The sequence below is a fragment of the Microbacterium sp. LBN7 genome (assembly GCF_045690345.1).
In the GTDB taxonomy this organism is placed as follows: Bacteria; Actinomycetota; Actinomycetes; order Actinomycetales; family Microbacteriaceae; genus Microbacterium.
Genome location: NZ_CP147856.1, coordinates 815854 through 833693 on the forward strand (window position 1 = coordinate 815854; position 17840 = coordinate 833693).

18 protein-coding genes are annotated in these 17840 nt (G+C 68.7%); 6 read left to right on the forward strand and 12 right to left on the reverse strand.

Features of this window, described 5'->3' with window-relative positions; all coding sequences use genetic code 11:
* Nucleotides 1-40: 40 nt before the first annotated feature.
* The 8 genes from LBN7_RS03885 to LBN7_RS03920 form a co-directional block, all read right to left on the reverse strand.
* Complete coding sequence (locus tag LBN7_RS03885) at nt 41-1831, reverse strand: sensor histidine kinase (RefSeq protein ID WP_407360999.1); 1791 nt, start codon at nt 1829-1831, stop codon at nt 41-43.
* The gene (locus tag LBN7_RS03890) at nt 1828-2175 is read right to left on the reverse strand and encodes a response regulator (protein ID WP_116634580.1); all 348 of its coding nucleotides are present in this window, start codon (nt 2173-2175) and stop codon (nt 1828-1830) included. The genes LBN7_RS03885 and LBN7_RS03890 overlap by 4 nt, the downstream gene beginning before the upstream one ends.
* Nucleotides 2172-2315, reverse strand: coding sequence for a hypothetical protein (locus tag LBN7_RS03895; RefSeq protein ID WP_165807993.1), 144 nt, complete (start codon nt 2313-2315; stop codon nt 2172-2174). The genes LBN7_RS03890 and LBN7_RS03895 overlap by 4 nt, the downstream gene beginning before the upstream one ends.
* Nucleotides 2312-3799, reverse strand: coding sequence for a glycosyltransferase (locus LBN7_RS03900; RefSeq protein ID WP_116634579.1), 1488 nt, complete (start codon nt 3797-3799; stop codon nt 2312-2314). Before LBN7_RS03900 ends, LBN7_RS03895 begins: the two co-directional genes overlap by 4 nt.
* Nucleotides 3799-4512 (reverse strand): PHP domain-containing protein, encoded by a 714-nt coding sequence (locus tag LBN7_RS03905; RefSeq protein WP_407361000.1) that lies wholly within the window; start codon nt 4510-4512, stop codon nt 3799-3801. Before LBN7_RS03905 ends, LBN7_RS03900 begins: the two co-directional genes overlap by 1 nt.
* A complete protein-coding gene (locus tag LBN7_RS03910; RefSeq protein ID WP_407361001.1) occupies nt 4509-5498 on the reverse strand; it encodes an ATP-grasp domain-containing protein in 990 nt (329 codons plus the stop codon). The genes LBN7_RS03905 and LBN7_RS03910 overlap by 4 nt, the downstream gene beginning before the upstream one ends.
* Nucleotides 5498-6541, reverse strand: a complete 1044-nt coding sequence (locus LBN7_RS03915; RefSeq protein WP_116634576.1) for a response regulator — start codon at nt 6539-6541, stop codon at nt 5498-5500. Before LBN7_RS03915 ends, LBN7_RS03910 begins: the two co-directional genes overlap by 1 nt.
* Nucleotides 6542-6708: 167 nt before the next feature.
* On the reverse strand, nt 6709-7020 hold the full coding sequence (locus LBN7_RS03920; RefSeq protein ID WP_116634575.1) for a DUF2277 domain-containing protein: 312 nt from the start codon (nt 7018-7020) through the stop codon (nt 6709-6711).
* 143 nt (nt 7021-7163) lie between these two features.
* Here LBN7_RS03920 and LBN7_RS03925 point away from each other — a divergent pair, with 143 nt between their 5' ends.
* Nucleotides 7164-7577: a hypothetical protein gene (locus LBN7_RS03925; protein WP_341946084.1), complete on the forward strand. Its 414-nt coding sequence runs from the start codon at nt 7164-7166 to the stop codon at nt 7575-7577.
* Between the two features lie 64 nt (nt 7578-7641).
* On the opposite strand, the gene guaB is transcribed toward LBN7_RS03925, so the two are convergent.
* Nucleotides 7642-9144, reverse strand: a complete 1503-nt coding sequence (guaB, locus tag LBN7_RS03930; RefSeq protein WP_116634573.1) for an IMP dehydrogenase — start codon at nt 9142-9144, stop codon at nt 7642-7644.
* A 315-nt stretch (nt 9145-9459) separates the two neighbouring features.
* Between guaB and LBN7_RS03935 the strand changes: the two genes are divergently transcribed.
* The 4 genes from LBN7_RS03935 to LBN7_RS03950 are packed head-to-tail and all read left to right on the forward strand — an operon-like array spanning nt 9460 to nt 13499.
* Nucleotides 9460-10743 carry an ABC transporter permease subunit gene (locus LBN7_RS03935; protein ID WP_407361697.1) on the forward strand — a complete coding sequence of 428 codons (1284 nt, stop codon included), beginning with the start codon at nt 9460-9462 and terminating at the stop codon, nt 10741-10743.
* 5 nt (nt 10744-10748) lie between these two features.
* Entirely contained in the window at nt 10749-11726 is a 978-nt protein-coding gene (locus LBN7_RS03940) for a branched-chain amino acid ABC transporter permease (protein WP_407361002.1), read from the forward strand.
* 52 nt (nt 11727-11778) lie between these two features.
* Nucleotides 11779-12732 carry an ABC transporter ATP-binding protein gene (locus LBN7_RS03945; protein WP_116634779.1) on the forward strand — a complete coding sequence of 318 codons (954 nt, stop codon included), beginning with the start codon at nt 11779-11781 and terminating at the stop codon, nt 12730-12732.
* Entirely contained in the window at nt 12729-13499 is a 771-nt protein-coding gene (locus LBN7_RS03950; RefSeq protein WP_116634570.1) for an ABC transporter ATP-binding protein, read from the forward strand. Before LBN7_RS03945 ends, LBN7_RS03950 begins: the two co-directional genes overlap by 4 nt.
* A 180-nt stretch (nt 13500-13679) precedes the next feature.
* Here LBN7_RS03950 and LBN7_RS03955 read toward each other — a convergent pair whose 3' ends face one another.
* From LBN7_RS03955 to groES, 3 genes are all read right to left on the reverse strand, one after another.
* The gene (locus LBN7_RS03955; RefSeq protein WP_407361003.1) at nt 13680-14951 is read right to left on the reverse strand and encodes an ABC transporter substrate-binding protein; all 1272 of its coding nucleotides are present in this window, start codon (nt 14949-14951) and stop codon (nt 13680-13682) included.
* A 144-nt stretch (nt 14952-15095) separates the two neighbouring features.
* Nucleotides 15096-16028 (reverse strand): EamA family transporter RarD, encoded by a 933-nt coding sequence (rarD, locus tag LBN7_RS03960; RefSeq protein ID WP_407361004.1) that lies wholly within the window; start codon nt 16026-16028, stop codon nt 15096-15098.
* A gap of 144 nt (nt 16029-16172) precedes the next feature.
* Nucleotides 16173-16469, reverse strand: coding sequence for a co-chaperone GroES (gene groES / locus LBN7_RS03965; protein ID WP_028502311.1), 297 nt, complete (start codon nt 16467-16469; stop codon nt 16173-16175).
* A 160-nt stretch (nt 16470-16629) separates the two neighbouring features.
* Here groES and LBN7_RS03970 point away from each other — a divergent pair, with 160 nt between their 5' ends.
* The gene (locus tag LBN7_RS03970) at nt 16630-17838 is read left to right on the forward strand and encodes a class I SAM-dependent methyltransferase (protein ID WP_407361005.1); all 1209 of its coding nucleotides are present in this window, start codon (nt 16630-16632) and stop codon (nt 17836-17838) included.
* Nucleotides 17839-17840 lie beyond the last annotated feature (2 nt).

Genomic DNA, 17840 nt, shown 5'->3' on the forward strand with positions numbered 1-17840 from the left:
GCCCGTCATCGACCGTCACGAAGGACGGGGGGCGACGGACTCAGTCGGCGCGGCTCAGGGTCCGCAGCGTCTCGGTCTTGGCCGCCGAGGGCAGCACGAAACGGAACTCCGTGCCGATGCCCTCTTCGCTGCGCACATCCATCGTGCCGCCGTGGGCGAGGACGATGGCGCGCGTGATCGTGAGACCGAGTCCGACGCCGGGCACGGCGTTGCTCGTCGCGGTCGACGCCCGGAAGAACCGGGTGAACAGCATCCCCTGTTCGTCCTTCGGGATACCGATGCCGGTGTCGCTCACCGACAGCTCCACTCCGCCGTCGACGGGCCGCACGCGGGCGACGACACGACCACCGCGGGGCGTGAACTTGATCGCGTTGGAGAGCAGGTTGTCGAGCGCCTGTCCGATCCGGCCGGCATCGATGAGGATGCGGACGGGCTCGGGAGCGAGCTCCGCGGTGATCTCGATGCCCTCGCGCTGCGCGTGCGGCCCCGCCGACGCCACGGCGGAGCGCACGAGCTCGCCCACGTCGACCTCCGCGCGGTCCAGCGGGAACCGCCCCGACTCGACCTGCGCCGTGAAGAGCAGATCTCCCACGAGGTTCAGCAGCCGCTGGGCATTGCGCTCGATGATGGCGACGAACTCCTGCTGCTCCTCGCTGAGCGGCTGTCCTGGATCGCTCTGGAGCAGATCGAGGAAGCCGATGATCGCGCTCAGTGGCGTCCGCAGCTCGTGCGAGATCATCCCGACGAACTCGTCCTTCATCCGCGCGACCTCGACGGCCTTGCTCTCGTCGGTCACCACGAGCAGATACCCCTGCTGCGTGCCGGAGGCGTCGCGGTGGGGGTTCACGGTCACCCGCGCGGGAACCGAGGTCCCCGCCGACGTCACGATGTCGACGTCGTCCTCGACGTTCTGGTCGTCGTCCGCGCCGGCGAACAGCGCCCTCAGCCCCGGTGGCAGGTCGGAGTCGGCATCCACACGCTGTTCCTTCGTGCAGTCGCTCGCGAGCGCGGTCAACGACGCCTCCGCGAAGAAGCGATCGACGCGCACGTCGTCCATCGCCTCGCTGAACGCGACGCCGAACAGCCGCTCCGCCCCCGGATTCCAGGCGGTGATCGTGCCGTTCCGGTCGGTCGCGATCACGGCCTGCGCCGTGATCGACGACCACAGCCCCTCGTACGACTCCACCAGCGAGCGGTACTGATGCTCCTTCTCCCGCAGCTGCACGATCATCTTGACGTTGTCGGCGAGCGCCGCCGTGCGTTCGCCGACCAGCTCCTCCGCCTGCTCGGCGCGCACGCGCTGCTGACGGGAGAGCTCGTTGATCACCGCGGCGACGGCGGCGAACACCAGTGGCCCGATGACTCCGCGCAGCCAGTCGACCGCGCTGTGCGGCGGATCGGCGAAGTACGGCATGAGCAGGGCGATCGAGGTCAGTCCGCCGACGACGAAGACGTAGCGGATGCCGGGCGCCGCGGCGATCCAGATGACGGGCAGCAGCACGAGCGAGGAGAAGAGCGAGCTCGCCCCACCGGTGCCGGTGCGGAACAGACCGAGTCCGACGATGTCGATCAACGGGACGAGCAGGACGACCCACCCGTCGTACACCCGGCGAGCGCTCAGCACGGCCGAATGAGCGGTCGCGGCCAGCACCAGTCCGACACCGCACACCACCGCGACGAGGTGCGTGACGGGCAGATCCGGGATCCACCAGGTCAACAGCACGGCGGCGACCGTCGCGATGAGCGTGGGGGCCTGCTTCACGAGCGGGCTGGGGTTGTCGAAGACCTGGTACCACCGGTTCTCGGCGCGGTCCAGCGGGGTCGCCCTCATCGTGTCACCCGCTCGACGATGCCGCGCAGATCCGCACCGGTGATCGGCTTGGGCAGCGCCGCATCCGCCGGCGGATAGTCCGCGGCGTCGAGGACCGAGCTGATCACGAGGAAGCACTCCGGGAAGCGCTCCTGGACGCGTCGCGCGCACTCCTGACCGGAGATCCCCGGAAGCAGCAGGTCGATCACCGCCAGGACGGGATCGATCTCGTCGAACGCGGCGATCGCGGATTCGGCGTCGTAGGCGACGAAGGCGTCGAACCCCTCGCGGTCGAGGTAGCGACGCAGAAGGGCAGCCTGATCGACGGTGTCCTCGACGACGAGGGCCAGCGGCCTCCCGCTCATCGGAGGAGCAGCTCTCGCACGATGACGATCACGGCGACGACGGCCAGTGAGAGGAGCGCCTGTGGGACGAGTCGGCGCTCCCGACGTTCATCCGCGGCGATCTCCTCCACCTCGGAACCCTGCGGCGGCGCATCCGTCATGAGACGACCCGTCCGATCTTCTCGGTCTTTATCCACGAGGCGTCAGCACGACGCCACTCCTTGATGTACGAATCCACGGTGATCGCGCACAGCAGCGAACCGTATCCACAGATGTAGACGAGCAGTCCGGCGAAGAACCGGCCGCCCGGAAGCGGCTCGACCGCGCGGGCGAGCCAGATCCCCAGCATCGAGATCGGCCCCCAGAGGTAGAAGATCACGGCCCAGGCGAAGCGGCTCTCGTCGGTCAGGGCGAGACCGACCTGCGCGAGCCCCTCCTCGAACAGCCAGGGGAACAGTGCGAGCGCCATGAGGATCAGCGCGCCGAGCCCGGGGAACATGACCGCCTCGCGCCACGACTGCCTGCCGATGCGGGGATCCAGCTGGACGGAGTAGAGCATCGAGAACAGGTAGACGCACGCCGCGGAGATCCACATGAATCGGAACACGAACTCCGCGATGTCGCTGTGCACGAGGAGGAGTATCAGCAGGGCCGACGCCGCCAGGAGCATGAAGGCGGGAAGGAGCAGGATGACGAACCACGCGAGCCCGAAGGTGAAGCTGCCGAGGTTGTGGGTGCGGCTCGGCCGGAACCAGAGCTTCCGATAGATCGACGTCAGTTGCACGTTGCCACGGGCCCACCGGAGCCGCTGCTTCCAGAGGCTGTCGACCGTGCGAGGCTCCTCGGCGAGGACGACGGCGTGTGGCTCGAACACCATGCGCCGCCCCTTGAGCTGGCCCTCGAAGGTCGTCATCGTGTCCTCGGCGAGGGTCCCGGTCGGGATGCGCCCGCCGATCGCCTCGAGGTTCGCCCGGGAGTGCAGCTGCGCCCCGCCGGCGAGGCACGCGATCGCGCCGCCGACGTTCTGCACCCGTCGGGCGGAGAGCTGGCCGATCACGTACTCGATGGCGATGAAGCGCGTGAGGTAGTTGCGGTCCCGACTCCCCTCGGCGATGTACGCGGTGACGGCCCCGACCTTCTCATCGGCCAGGTGCCGACTGAGCTTGCGCAGCGAGTCCCTGGCGAAGATGACGTCGGCGTCCATGATGAGCACCGCCTCGGTCCAGGCGTCCGCGAGGACGACGTCGAGTCCGTGGTTGAGGGTGTGCGCCTTGCCCTCGCCGCCCTTGTCGCGACGCAGGTGCACGACGCGACCGGGATGCGCCGCCGCCATGGCCGTGACGATCTCGGGGGTGTCGTCGGTCGAGGCGTCGTCGACGACGAAGATCCGCAGGCGCTCCGGGGCGTACTCGAGCTGCAGCAGCCGTTCGATCGCCGGCCCGATGACGAGCCCTTCGTTCCAGGCGGGGATCACGACGGCGATGTTCGGGTGGTACGGCGCCGCCTTGGCGTAGTGGTTGCGGAACGCGTGCAGCGGCAGCGTGAGGAACTGCAGCGCGGTGTTGATCACGGGCAGCGTGCCCACCAGCACGCACAGCACCAGGAACACGACCAGCGTCGCCTCGGGCCAGGTGAGCTCCGCCATCAGGCTTCGCCCTCCGCGTCGAGGAGCTCGAGGACCCGCGAGTAGCGGCCGACGTCCGTTGCGACGTGGCTGTCGGTGGACGCCACGATCCGCGCTCCCGAGCGTCGCAGCGCGGCGAGCGAGCGGATGCCGGGACACCCCCACTTCTCGTTCACCTCGACGAGCGTGTCGGTGGCGGCGGCGGCGCGCGCCCACGCGTCGGTGCGCTCGTCGCCGAGGTCGTCCTCGGACAGGCCGATCTTCGGCAGGATCGAGAAGCAGTGCGCGAGCTGGTTCCCCGGGTGCCGCTGCATCGAGGCGATCAGCGCCGCGACGAGCTGGTCCAGGACATCATCGGTCGCCCAGCCGTCGGCGATCCGCTCGCGCACGGCGGTCGGCCCGAGCGGTCCGTCGACGCCGGGGAACTGGTGGTCGGCTATGAGGATGCGGTCGATGCCCGCGGGTAGAGCGGGGATGTCGAGCGTGCCCGCTGCATCGAGGATCTTCGCCTCGACGCCGGTGAGGACCTCGAGGCCGTCGGGCACGGACAGCTCCCGGACGGCGGCGAGGTACTCGGGCACCCAGGTGGTGCTCTGCCGCACATGATCCACGAGGCGCACCGTGCTCAGCCCCGCGGCCGCAGCCGCGGCGACGTTCTCCGCGAGCGTCGACACCGCATCATCCGAGAACGTCGAGTGGACGTGGTGATCCCCGCGCAGAGCGGCGTGGCTCACAACTCCTCCTGGTGCCCCGCGTGGGCGGAGACGAGCAGGTCGTCGACCTCGACGATCACATCCTCGAGGAAGCGCACCGAGGCGACCTCCCGGAACGGGACCCGCGTCGGGAGCTCGATGCCGAGGAAAAGATCGGCGACGAGCGAGGGGATGTCGACACCCGCGGCGATCGTCAGCGGGAGCGCTCCGGGGAAGCGCGGATTGACCTCGAGCAGCACGGCGCGGCCGGTGCGATCCCGACGCAGTTGCACGTTCGCGACGCCGACGAGGCCGATCGCCCTGGCGATGGACGCGGCCGTGTCCTCGAGCTCCGGGTCGCGGACGGTCTGCCCCGCGATCGCCACGCCCGAGTCGACCCTGGCGCGCGTGCGCGGGACGGCGGCGACGACGTTCCCCGCCGCATCCGCGATGACGTCGACCGAGTACTCCTCCCCCGGGAGGAAGTCCTGCACGATGAGTCCCTCGTCGGTCGGCAGCGCCTCCAGCGCGGCACGATCGGGCACGAGCCGGATGCCGCGGCTGCCGGCGCCCTGGCGCGGCTTCGCGAAGGCCGGGAACTCCCAGTCGACCTCCTCGGCATCGGGCCCTGCGAGAACCGTGCGCGGGGTGCGGCCCGTCGCGGCGCAGCGCTCGGCGAGGGCCAGCTTGTCGAGCGCGGTGTTCAGGGTGTCGGCCGAGGGCGCGGCGAGCACGGCCGGCGCCAGCTCTCCCCGGCGATCGGCCAGTGCGATGAGCTCCACGTCGACCGTGGAGATGACGAGATCGAGCGCATCCTCGGCGACCATCCGTGCGATCGCGGGAACGAAGTCCTCGTCGCGACCCGGAGGGACGAGGCGGCGCTGCGCCGGTGGGACCAGGTAGATGCCGCTCGCCCAGCCGTCCATGTCGGCGGCGAACACGGTCAGGTCGGAGCGGCGGAGGAGCGAGCGGATGACGGCCACCCCGGCCGGACCCCCCGCACCCGTCACCAGCACGCGCTTCGTCATCAGCTCTCTCTTCTCGTGAGTTCATGGGCGCCGACGAACTCCGCCGTCTCGCGCACCACCTCGAGGGGCTCCACGGCCTTGCCGCCGCCGAACCGCGACCAGTAGCGCGCCGTCGCGGTGACGAACTCGGGTTCGAGGTAGTCGCGGCTGGCGGTCTGCGACTGGAAGCGCTCCAGGAGTCGCAGCTTCTGATCGAGGTACTGGTCGATGCGCACGAACCGCGTCGGACGGAAGTCGATCGTGGCCGACGGGCTCTGGTAGCACGCCACGGTGCCGACGCGTCGGGTGGCGACGATGGTCGCCTCGCTCACGGCTCGGTGATCCTGGTGCCGATCGTGACCGGAGTGCGTGTAGACGATGGTCGGCGTGATCTCCTGCACGACCTCCTCGATGAGGCGCACCGTCGTCCCGCCCCCGGAGATCTCGGTGTCCACCAGATCCTTGACGAAGAGCCGCGCGCCCAGCATGTCGGCGGCCGCGAGGGACTCGCTCTGCCTGCTGTCGGCGTCGCCGCCGCGGGCACCGCGCGAGAGGGTGAGGATCGTGATGGCGTCCCCGGCGTGCGCGTGGGCTGCGAGCAGCCCTCCGACGCCGATCTCGACGTCGTCCGGATGCGCGCCGATGGCCAGCACGGTCTCCTTCGGCCGGGCTTCCTCACGGCGACGTCGGCCTTCGGCGGCGAGCCGTGTGACGACCTCGATCAGGCGGGCGTTGTCGAGCGGCTTGGTGAGGAACTCGTCGGCCTGCGCGCGCAGGGCCGACACCGCGTACTCCACCGAGACATGCGCCGTCATCACGATCACGGGGACGTTCGGGCTCGTGCGCCGCAGCTCCGCGAGCAGCTCCAGACCGCTCAGCCCCGGCATCTCGATGTCGGTGACGACGACGTCGGGGCGCACCTCCGCCATCCGCTCGATCGCGACGCGGCCGTCCTGCGCGATGTCGACGATGCAGCCCGCGCGCCGCTCGAGCACCGTCTTCACGAGCAGAGCGACGTCGGGGTCGTCATCGACGACGAGGACGCGCGGAGCTTCGTCAACCATAGAGCGGCTCTCCTTGGGGAGGATCCCTGCCGATGCGAAGATCGGCGTCGCGGTCTCGGTGCCCTACCACCGGGTCCGCGGGGAAAGTCGAGCGGGGTACGTCGATTCTGGCATAGGCGCCAGCGCCCGCTGCGCAGCGCCGGATCGCGGTGCGGCGCGCTCCCGTGTCAGACGGCCCTGGCTGCGCGCTTCTCCTGCTGATACACCCGGATCGCCTCATAGCGCTCGGCCGAACGGGCCTGTCGCTTGGCCGCTTCCGCCGCCCGGTTCTTCGGCGGAGCCGAGGTCACCAGGTCGTCGAGCAGCTGACGGGCCGCGCGGGCGATCTCATCGACGGCCCGGTCGAAGACCGCTTGGTTCGCGCGGGAGGGCGCGTTCGCTCCAGAGATCTTGCGGACGAACTGCAGCGCCGCGTCGTGGCACTCCTCGTCGGTCGCGGCGGGTTCGAGGTTGTTCAGCGGGACGATGTTGCGACACATACCGGCACGCTACGCCGGGCCGACGACGGACGGAAGAGGTCGATCCGGTGAACGGCATGGTGCGACGCGGGTGCTGCTCGCTACGCTCTGGCTACGAGAACCGGCGACGGCCGATCCGCCGTCTCCCTGGAACAGGAGAGAACATGACGATTCCCCAGCCCCCCGATTCCCCGCAGACTCCCCCGGCCTGGAACGGCGCGCCCACCCCGGATCCCACCGCCGCCTACGCGCCGCCCGCGCCCAACGGCGGCGCTCCCTACGCTGCAGCTCCGGTCTCCCCTCCGGGGCGCGTGCTGTCGATCATCGGCCTGGTGCTCGCCTTCGTCGCGGCGCCGATCGGCCTGATCCTCAGCATCGTCGCGGCCGTCAAGCTCGGCAAGGCCGGCGCCCCCAAGGGCATCGCCATCGCGGGCATCATCGTCGGCGCGGTCATCACCCTGCTGTACATCATCGGCATCATCCTGTTCGTGACGCTCTTCGCGGGCATCATCGGGACGTGCGCGGAGCTCGGCCCGGGCGTGTGGACCGTCGACGGCGTCACCTACACCTGCAGCTGATCTCCCCGGAGAGAGACGAAGGGACCGGATGCCGCGCGGCATCCGGTCCCTTTCCGTCGAATCCCTACTTCTTGTAGTTGGGCGCCTCGACGACGATCTGCACGTCGTGCGGGTGCGACTCCTTGAGACCCGCCGAGGTGATGCGCACGAACTTCCCGCGGGTCTTGAGCTCTTCGATCGTGCGCGCGCCGACGTAGAACATCGACTGACGCAGGCCGCCGACGAGCTGGTACGCGACCGCGGCGAGCGGGCCGCGGTACGGCACCTGCCCCTCGATGCCCTCGGGAATGAGCTTGTCGTCGCTCGGGACGTCGGCCTGGAAGTAGCGGTCCTTCGAGTACGAGGTCTGCTTGCCGCGGGTCTGCATCGCGCCCAGCGACCCCATGCCGCGGTACTGCTTGAACTGCTTGCCGGACTGGAAGACGATCTCGCCCGGCGACTCGTCGGTGCCCGCGAGGAGCGAGCCGAGCATCACGGCGTCCGCACCGGCGACGAGGGCCTTGGCGATGTCGCCCGAGTACTGCAGGCCGCCGTCGGCGATCACCGGGACACCGGCGGGACGCGCGGCGAGCGATGCCTCGTACACGGCCGTGACCTGGGGCACGCCGACACCGGCCACGACGCGGGTGGTGCAGATCGAGCCCGGTCCGACGCCGACCTTGACGGCGTCGACGCCGGCATCGACCAGCGCCTGGGCGCCCTCGCGCGTGGCGACGTTGCCGCCGATGATGTCGATGTGCTCGAACGTCTCGTCGGCCTTCAGACGGCGGACGAGGTCGATGACGCCCTGCGACTGGCCGTTGGCCGTGTCGACCACGAGCACGTCGACGCCGGCATCGCGCAGCGCCTCCGCCCGCTCCCACGCGTCGCCGAAGAATCCGATCGCGGCACCGACGCGGAGCCGGCCCTGGTCGTCCTTGGTGGCGAGCGGGTACTTCTCGCTCTTGTCGAAGTCCTTGATGGTGATGAGGCCGGCGAGCTTGCCGTCCTCGTCGATGAGAGGGAGCTTCTCGACACGGTGCTTCGCGAACAGCGCGATGACCTCGCCGGCCGCGACGCCCACGGGGGCGGTGACGAGGTTCTCGCTCGTCATGACGTCCTTCACGAACGTGGTCTGCCGCTCGAAGCCCGAGACGAAGCGCATGTCGCGGTTGGTGATGATGCCGACGAGCTTTCCGTCGTCGTCGATGACGGGAAGACCCGAGATGCGGTACTTGGCGCACAGTGCGTCGACCTCTTCGACCGTGGCGTCGGCCGTCGTCGTGATCGGGTCGGTGATCATGCCGGACTCGCTGCGCTTGACGCGGTCGACGTGAGCGGCCTGATCCGCGATCGACAGGTTGCGGTGCAGGATGCCGATGCCCCCCTCACGCGCCATCGCGATCGCCATGCGCGATTCGGTGACCGTGTCCATCGCGCTCGACAGCAGCGGGGTGGCGACCGAGATGCGGCGTGTGATGCGCGACGACGTGTCGGCCTCGCTGGGGATGACGTCGGTGTGCCCCGGAAGGAGCAGCACATCGTCGTACGTCAGTCCGACGAAGCCGAAGGGATCGTGCTGGTCCATGGAAGCTCCTCCTGCGCGAGTCGCGCGAATCCGAGTGCGAGTGGGGTGGTCGACGTCGGCCGGTGCGGGTCGAAACCCGTATGAAGATTCTAAGCGAGACACGCCCGCGAACATTCCCGGAAGCGCCCCTCGTCCGCACGGGATGCCGCCGGTGTAGGTGAATCGCAAAACGCGCACTACGCTCAAAACGTCGTCCACCCTGCGGTTCACACCCGATGCCGCAGAGAAAGCACTCACAGTGGAGGTTGCGTGGGACCCACAACAATCGCCGTGCAGCGAAAACGACCCTGGGTGGTCGCTTTCCTCGGCATCCTCATGGCGCTGACCGCGTTCCTGGTACTGCCTCCGTCATCCGCCTCGGCGGAGACCTCCGACGACGAGCAGGAGGTGACGGACTTCTACTTCGCCGGGGTCATCACCTTCGACGACGAGCCTGTCGAGGGCGTCGTCATGCAGATCGAAGGCAACGGATTCAAGGGCGAGACCGAGACCGACGTCGACGGCAAGTGGCGGCTGTACGTGCCCGAGAAGGACAAGTACACCCTCACCGTCGACGAGAAGACCCTTCCGGACGGCGTGATCGTCGACGCGAGTCTGCTGCCGGAGGGCACGCAGCCCATCGCCGGCACGACAGCCTCGTTCGAGGTCGAGTTCGGCCTCACCGGCACCAAGATCATGAACCTGTTCCTCGGCGAGGGGCAGCGGATCACGGTGTCGTTCCTCGATCAGCTGCTCTCACGACTCGTCGGCGGCCTGAACTTCGGTCTGCTTCTCGCGCTCGCCTCGATGGGAGCGGCCCTGATCTACGGCACCACCCGGCTGTCGAACTTCGCCCACGCTGAAATGGTCACCTGGGGCGGCCTCGTCGCCCTGGTGACGACCACGTTCTGGCAGCTTCCGCTGTGGGTCGGCATCATCGCGGCGGTGATCGGCGGAGGGCTCTTCGGCTGGGCCCTGGATGCCGGCATCTGGCGGCCGCTTCGGCGGCGCGGTCTCGGTGTCGTGCAGCTCATGATCGTCAGCATCGGCCTCTCGCTGGCGCTCCGCTACGCGTTCCAGTACTTGATCGGCGGCGGTACGCGGCAGCTTCCCGGTGCCAGCCCCGCCCCGATCCAGTTCGGTCCGATCTCGCTGTCCTACATCGACATGATCGGCATGGGCGTGAGCATCATCGTGATCCTCGGCGTCGCCTTCTTCCTGACGCGCACCCGCATCGGCAAGGCGACCCGCGCGATCTCGGACAACCCGCAGCTCGCCGCGGCATCCGGCATCGACGTCGACAAGGTGGTCCGCTACGTCTGGATCCTCTCCGGCACGCTCGCGGCGATCTCCGGCATCCTGTGGGCGTACTTCCGCCCCGGGGTGAAGTGGGACATGGGCGCGCAGATGCTGCTGCTCATCTTCGCCGCGATCACGCTGGGCGGCCTCGGCACCGCGTTCGGTGCTCTCGTCGGCTCGCTCATCGTCGGCATCGCGGTCGAGGTCTCGACGCTCTGGATCCCCTCCGACCTGAAGTACGCGAGCGCCCTGGTCGTGCTCATCGTGATCCTCCTCGTCAGACCCCAGGGACTGCTGGGCCGCAGGGAAAGGTTGGGCTGACCGCCATGGACTTCGGAAGCATCTTCTCCAACACCGCCGTCTACCTGTTCAGCCCGGTCACCCTGGCGTACGCCCTGGCGGCGACGGGTCTCGCGATGCACTTCGGCTTCGCCGGCCTGCTCAACTTCGGTATGGCCGCGTTCATGGCGATCGGCGGCTACGGCTACGCCATCTCGGTGCTCACCTTCGGGCTCCCCTGGTGGATCGGCATGCTGATCGGTCTGCTCGGCGGCGCGCTCTTCGCGGTGCTGCTCGGCATCCCGACCCTGCGTCTGCGGGCCGACTACCTCGCGATCGCGACGATCGCGGCCGGTGAGATCGTGCGCCTGCTGTTCACCACGCAGGTCTTCGACGAGTACACCAACTCCGCCGACGGCCTCGCCCAGTTCAACGGCGGCTTCCGCGACGCGAACCCCTTCCCCGTCGGGACCTACGGGTTCGGGCCGTGGACGTACAGCGCGGACGATCTCTGGAACCGCGTGTTCGGGCTGATCGTGCTCGTCGTCGCGATCCTGCTGGTGTGGGCGCTGATGCGCAGCCCGTGGGGCCGTGTGCTCAAGGGCATCCGCGAGGACGAGGACGCCGTGCGCTCGCTCGGCAAGAACGTCTTCGCCTACAAGATGCAGGCGCTCGTCGTCGGCGGCGTCATCGGCGCGGCGGGCGGGATCGTGTTCGTCCTCCCCTCTGCCGTCGTCCCCGGCAGCTACACGACCTCGCTGACGTTCTTCCTGTGGACGGTCCTCCTCCTCGGCGGCGCGGCCACCGTGATCGGGCCGACGCTCGGAGCGATCCTCTTCTGGGTCGTGTTCGCCTTCATGGCGAACCTGCTGCCGGCGATGGCGAAATCGGGGATCCTGCCGATGTCCGACAGCCAGGCCTCGACGCTGGTGTTCATCTTCATCGGCATCGCGCTGATGCTGCTCGTGATCTTCCGCCCCCAGGGCATCCTCGGCGACAAGAGGGAGATGACCTTTGTCAAGTGAACTGACCCCCGAGGCGGTCCCCGAGGGGACCGCCGCCCCGGCGACCGGGAGCATCCGTCGCCCGAAGACCACCGGTCTGACCACGGGCGAGGTGAAGCCCGGCGTCGCCAAGGTCGATCCGATCCTCATCGCCGACGGCGTGGAGCGGCGCTTCGGCGGACTCACCGCCGTCGACGTGGACCACCTCGAGATCCCGCGCGGCGCGATCACGGCGCTCATCGGTCCCAACGGCGCCGGCAAGACGACGCTGTTCAACCTGCTCTGCGGCTTCGACAAGCCCAACAGCGGCACGTGGTCGTTCGACGGAAAGAACCTCTCCGGCGTGCCGTCCTTCAAGGTCGCACGGATGGGGCAGGTCCGCACGTTCCAGCTGACGAAGTCGCTGTCGCTGCTGACGGTGCTCGAGAACATGAAGCTCGGTGCTCCCGGCCAGCGCGGCGAAGGGTTCTGGTCGAGCCTGTTCCCGTTCCTGTGGCGCAAGCAGGACACCGAGATCGAGGCCAAGGCCCGCGACCTTCTGGCGCGGTTCAAGCTCGACGCCAAGGAGCAGGACTTCGCAGCCTCGCTCTCGGGCGGACAGCGCAAGCTGCTCGAGATGGCCAGGGCGCTGATGAGCGACCCGACGCTGGTCATGCTCGATGAGCCGATGGCCGGCGTGAACCCCGCGCTCACGCAGTCGCTGCTCGACCACATCCTCGATCTCAAGGGCCTCGGCATGACCGTGCTGTTCGTCGAGCACGACATGCACATGGTCCGCCACATCGCCGACTGGGTCGTGGTCATGGCCGAAGGACGCGTCGTCGCAGAAGGACCGCCGGACGAGGTCATGGCGGACCCCGCCGTGATCGACGCCTACCTCGGCGCCCACCAGGACGTCGACCTCGGCGCCGTGACCGGCCGCATCCCCGTGATCTCGGAGATCGACCCGGTGAGCTTCCGCGAACAGGTCGAGGCCGAGGTCGAGGCCGAGGAATCCGCCGACGACGCCGAGGAGAAGAAGGCATGACCGACCAGACGCCTGTCCGGAACGAGATCAAGAACGACGACGTCATCGTGGAGCTGAAGGACGTGCACGCGGGCTACCTGCCCGGCGTGAACATCCTCAACGGAGCGAACCTCGTCGCGCACAAGGGCGAGCTGATCGGCATCATCGGCCCGAACGGTGCCGGCAAGTCCACTCTGCTGAAGGCGATCTTCGGCATGGTGAACGTGCGCGAGGGTGATGTCACGCTCCACGGTGAGAGCATCGTGGGACTCAAGGCCGACAAGCTCGTCAAGCGCGGCGTGGCCTTCGTCCCTCAGACCAACAACGTCTTCCCGTCGCTCTCCATCGAGGAGAACCTCCAGATGGGGCTCTACCAGAACCCCAAGATCTACGCCGAGCGTCTGGAGTTCGTCAGCAGCATCTTCGCCGAGCTCGGCAAGCGGCTCAAGCAGCGTGCCGGTTCGCTGTCCGGCGGTGAGCGGCAGATGGTGGCGATGTCGCGCGCGCTCATGATGGATCCGTCGGTGCTGCTGCTCGACGAGCCATCCGCTGGCCTCTCCCCCGTGCGCCAGGATGACGCGTTCATCCGCGTCTCCGACATCAACAAGGCCGGCGTCACGACGATCATGGTCGAGCAGAACGCCCGGCGCTGCCTGCAGATCTGCGACCGCGGCTACGTGCTCGACCAGGGACGGGACGCCTACGAGGGCACCGGTCGCGACCTCCTCAACGACCCCAAGGTCATCGGCCTGTACCTCGGCACGCTCGGCACCGAAGACGCCGCCTGACGCGGAAGAGAAGAGGGGCGGATGCTGCGGCATCCGCCCCTCTTCCGTGCCAGGACGCTTCGACAGGCTCAGCGACCCAGAGGGCTGGGTCCCTGAGCCTGTCGAAGGGCTGAGCCTGTCGAAGGGCCGAGCGCACGACGAAGGCCCCGGATGCTGAGCATCCGGGGCCTTCGCGTGTGATCAGTTCGTGCGAGTGATCAGGTTGTCCGCACCGTACTTGTAGGTACCGATCGAGGCGCCCTGCGGGTCGCCGTTCTCGTCGAACGTGACCTCGCCGGAGTAGCCGTCGTAGTCGGCCGTGCCACCGTCGTTGATGATCTTGGCGCAGTCAGCGAAGCTGGTGCACTTCTCACCGTCACCGGTGCCGCCGGAGACCTCGGCCATCTTGGCCGCGATGTCCGCGCCCTCGGTGGAACCGGCCGCGAGCGATGCGAGAGCGACGAGGACGACGGCGTCGTATGCCTCGGCGGCGTACGTGAAGTCGTTGACCTCGGGGTTGCCCTCACCGGTCCAGAACGTCTGCAGACGCTCGGTGAAGTCGTCTTCGAGCGCCGGGCCGGGCTTGGTGCCCTGCGCGCCCTCGAGCGAGAACGAGAAGTTCGTGTCGGGCGAGGAGCCGTAGTCCGACAGGTTTCCGTCGACCAGGTACCACTTGTCCGGCGTGATGCCGGCGTTCTGCAGCAGCGGGGCGATGGTCTTGAACTGGTCGAACGACACGATCGCGACGGCATCCGGGTTGGCGGCCTTGATCGTCTCGACCTGAGCGTCGAACTGACCGTCACCGACGTTGTAAGAGGCGTCGGCGACGACCTCGCCACCCGCGCCCTCGAAGGTCGACTTGATGTTGTCGAACAGACCCGTGCCGTAGGCGTCGTTCTGGTAGATGACGCCGAGAGTCTTGTGTCCGTCTTCGGCGATCAGGTTGCCGAGGACCTCGCCCTGCAGCAGGTCGCTGGGCGCGGTGCGGAAGTAGAGTCCCTTGTCATCCCAGTCGGTGAAGTCGGGGCCGGTGTTCGACGCCGAGATCTGCAGGATGCCGGCGCTCACGTTGCCGTCGAGGATGAGGCGGGAGACGCCGGATGCCGCAGCGCCGACGATGGCGGTGACGCCCGCGCCCTGGAGCATGGTGATCGAGGTCTCGTACGCCTTGGTGTCGGTGTCGCCCTCGTCTTCGGCGGTCAGGTCGATGGTGACGCCGGCGGCGGCCTCGTTGACCTCGGAGACGGCGAGTCCGACGCCCGACTCCATGGGCGGGCCGAGGAACGACAGCGAACCGGTCTGCGGCAGCAGAGACCCGAGCTTGAGTGTCAGGTCGGCGGCCGGCTTGTCGCCGCCCTCGGAGGGCGAGCCCTCCGGAGTGCTGCTGCAGCCGGCGATGACCATTGCGGATGCGCTGAGAAGCGCGATCCCTGCGAAGACCTTCGCGCTGCGCGAACCCTTCAGTGCGTTCATGATGCTCCCTTGCGTAACTGAACGTGGATTGTGACCACGCTCGGGTGCTCTAACACTAGAGCGTGGGACACGCCGTCAGGGGTCGCTAGTGTTTCGGTGCGTTAACGATCCGACACCGAGTCCGGCCTGCGACAGGACCGGGGATCAGACCGGTTCGGGCTCGGCGGCGGCGCGGCCCCGGCGAGCGGCCAGGATGAGGTCCACCACGAAGACGATGATCGCGATCCACACGATGATGAATCCGGCCCATCGCTCGGCCGGCATCGGCTCCCCGAGGACCACGACGCCGAGGATGAACTGCATCACCGGGGTGACGAACTGGATCATGCCGATCACCGTGAGGTCGATGCGTCGCGTGCCCGCCGCGAAGAGCAGCAGCGGCACGGCCGTGACGACGCCGGCGAACCCGAGCACCAGGGCGTGACCCCAGCCGTTCGCCCCCATCGTGATTCCGGCGGGCGTCTGCGCGACGATGATCAGCTGCACGACGGCGATCGGGATCAGCCAGAACGACTCGAGCGTCAGCCCGCTGACGGCGTCGACGGCAGGCCCGATCTTCTTCTTGATCAGTCCGTAGACGCCGAACGACGCCGTCAGCGACAGCGCGATCCACGGGAAGGCGCCGTACGCGACGACGATCACGACGACCGCGATCGCGGCGATGGCGATGGCCGCCCATTGCAGGCGGCGGATGCGCTCCTTGAGCACGAAGACGCCGAGCAGCACCGTGGTGATCGGATTGATGAAGTAGCCGAGGCTGGTCTCGACGACATGACCGGTGAGGGTGCCGAGGACGAACACCTGCCAGTTGATGTAGATGAGGAGGCCGGCCAGCGCGGTCCAGGCCAAGAGCTTCGGCTGTCGCAGGATCACGCCGAAGGCGGCCCAGCCGCGCGTCACCGTCAGCAGCAGGAGGCAGAAGACCAGCGACAGCAGCACTCGCCAGGCGACGACCTCCCACGGCCCGGTCGGCACGAGGAGGAGGAAGTAGAGCGGGAGGATGCCCCAGAGCAGATAGGCGCCGCCGGCGTAGGCGACTCCGGCGGTCCGAGTGGCGCGGGTCGTCTCAGGGGGCACTGCACAACCCTATGCCGCGCGACAGGCCGCGGACGCCACATGGCCATGGACCGAAGGAGTCCGGCAGGAAACCGACGCCGTCTGGCGGAAAGCAGAAGGGACCCGGATGCCGAAGCATCCGAGTCCCTTCCGAGGAACGCTGGTTCAGCGGACGACGACCGCGAGCACGTCGCGGGCCGACAGGACGAGGTACTCGTCTGCGCCGAACTTCACCTCGGTGCCGCCGTACTTGCTGTACAGGACACGGTCGCCGACGGCGACGTCGATCGGAACGCGGTTGCCGTTGTCGTCGATGCGGCCGGGGCCGACAGCCACGACCTCGCCCTCCTGGGGCTTCTCCTTGGCGGTGTCGGGGATGACCAGGCCACTCGCGGTGGTCTGCTCGGCCTCGACCTGCTGGATGACGATGCGGTCCTCGAGCGGCTTGATGGAAACCGACACGGTCTACCTCTTCTTTCTTGACGCTGACACGAAAGACTTGTTCGCACTCTCAACCCGAGAGTGCTAATCCAGTCTATGCGCTCGGCTGGCACTCATGCAATGCGAGTGCCAATGCCACCCGCCGGCTCGGCGACGGGGGCGGGGGAATTAGGCTGAGGTCGTGGAGATGTCCGAGCTGCGAGCCCTGCTGACCCCCGAGGGGCTCGAGCTGCTCGATGAGCTGGGCGCCCTCGACTCGACCGCGGAGGTCGCTCGCGCCGTCTCCCGTCTGCGCGCGGCAGGGCACTCTCCCGATCTGGTTTCCGCCGTGGTCGGTCAGGCGCACCTGCGCTCCAAGGCGACGGCGAAGTTCGGCGCGTTCGCCGGTCGGATGCTGTTCACCCGCGCGGGGCTCGAGCAGGCCACCCGGCTCGCCGTCGCCGCGCGGCACGCGCAGCGCATCCGCAGCGTCGGCATCACGCGGGTCGCCGACCTCGGCTGCGGCATCGGCGGCGACGCCCTCGCCTTCGCCGGCGCGGGACTCGACGTGCTCGCGGTCGACGCCGACGAGGTCACCTCGGTGATCGCCGCCTACAACCTCGCCCCGTTCGGGGGTTCCGCGGTCGTCCGTCACGGCACGGCGGAGGAAGCTCTCGACGTGCCCGGCGAGACACCCGGCGCCGTCTGGATGGACCCCGCGCGGCGCACCGCCGGCCACAGCGAGACGCGACGCGTGTCCGCCGACGACTACTCCCCCTCCCTCGACTGGGCCTTCGACGTCGCCGCACGGATGCCGACGGGCATCAAGCTCGGCCCCGCGCACGACCGCGACGCGCTCCCGTCCGACAGCGAGGCGCAGTGGGTGAGCGCCGACGGCAGCGTGGTCGAGCTGGTGGTGTGGAGCGGTGCTCTCGCGCGCGAAGGCGTGCGTCGTGCGGCCCTCGTGATCCGCGGCGAGCGCTCGCACGAGCTGACCTCCGGCGCAGACGCCGACGATGCTCCGGTCCGCGAGCTCGGCGCTTTCCTGCACGAACCGGACGGGGCGGTCATCCGTGCGCGGCTCATCGGCGACGTCGCGCGGAGCCTCGATGCGGGGATGCTCGACGAGCACATCGCCTACCTGACGTCGGATGCCGCGGTGACGAGCCCGTTCGTGCAGTCGTTCCGCGTGCGGGAGACCATGCCGGCCACGCCCAAGGCGATCAACGCCGTGCTGAAGGCGAACGGGATCGGCCGACTCGAGATCAAGAAGCGCGGGGTCGACGTCGATCCCGCGGCCTTCCGCAGGAAGCTCACACTGCGCGGCGACGCGGAGGCCACGCTGATCCTCGTGCGGGTGGGCGACCAGCGCCGGGCGATCCTCGCCGACCGCGTTCCCGCCGCGGCCTGACC

Excerpts from the sequence above, each read along its gene's own strand:
- LBN7_RS03885 (WP_407360999.1), bottom strand. The coding sequence starts at position 1,831 with ATGAGGGCGACCCCGCTGGACCGCGCCGAGAACCGGTGGTACCAGGTC.
- LBN7_RS03890 (WP_116634580.1), bottom strand. The coding sequence starts at position 2,175 with ATGAGCGGGAGGCCGCTGGCCCTCGTCGTCGAGGACACCGTCGATCAG.
- LBN7_RS03895 (WP_165807993.1), bottom strand. The coding sequence starts at position 2,315 with ATGACGGATGCGCCGCCGCAGGGTTCCGAGGTGGAGGAGATCGCCGCG.
- LBN7_RS03900 (WP_116634579.1), bottom strand. The coding sequence starts at position 3,799 with ATGGCGGAGCTCACCTGGCCCGAGGCGACGCTGGTCGTGTTCCTGGTG.
- LBN7_RS03910 (WP_407361001.1), bottom strand. The coding sequence starts at position 5,498 with ATGACGAAGCGCGTGCTGGTGACGGGTGCGGGGGGTCCGGCCGGGGTG.
- LBN7_RS03915 (WP_116634576.1), bottom strand. The coding sequence starts at position 6,541 with ATGGTTGACGAAGCTCCGCGCGTCCTCGTCGTCGATGACGACCCCGAC.
- LBN7_RS03920 (WP_116634575.1), bottom strand. The coding sequence starts at position 7,020 with ATGTGTCGCAACATCGTCCCGCTGAACAACCTCGAACCCGCCGCGACC.
- LBN7_RS03925 (WP_341946084.1), top strand. The coding sequence starts at position 7,164 with ATGACGATTCCCCAGCCCCCCGATTCCCCGCAGACTCCCCCGGCCTGG.
- guaB (WP_116634573.1), bottom strand. The coding sequence starts at position 9,144 with ATGGACCAGCACGATCCCTTCGGCTTCGTCGGACTGACGTACGACGAT.
- LBN7_RS03935 (WP_407361697.1), top strand. The coding sequence starts at position 9,460 with ATGGCGCTGACCGCGTTCCTGGTACTGCCTCCGTCATCCGCCTCGGCG.
- LBN7_RS03940 (WP_407361002.1), top strand. The coding sequence starts at position 10,749 with ATGGACTTCGGAAGCATCTTCTCCAACACCGCCGTCTACCTGTTCAGC.
- LBN7_RS03950 (WP_116634570.1), top strand. The coding sequence starts at position 12,729 with ATGACCGACCAGACGCCTGTCCGGAACGAGATCAAGAACGACGACGTC.
- LBN7_RS03955 (WP_407361003.1), bottom strand. The coding sequence starts at position 14,951 with ATGAACGCACTGAAGGGTTCGCGCAGCGCGAAGGTCTTCGCAGGGATC.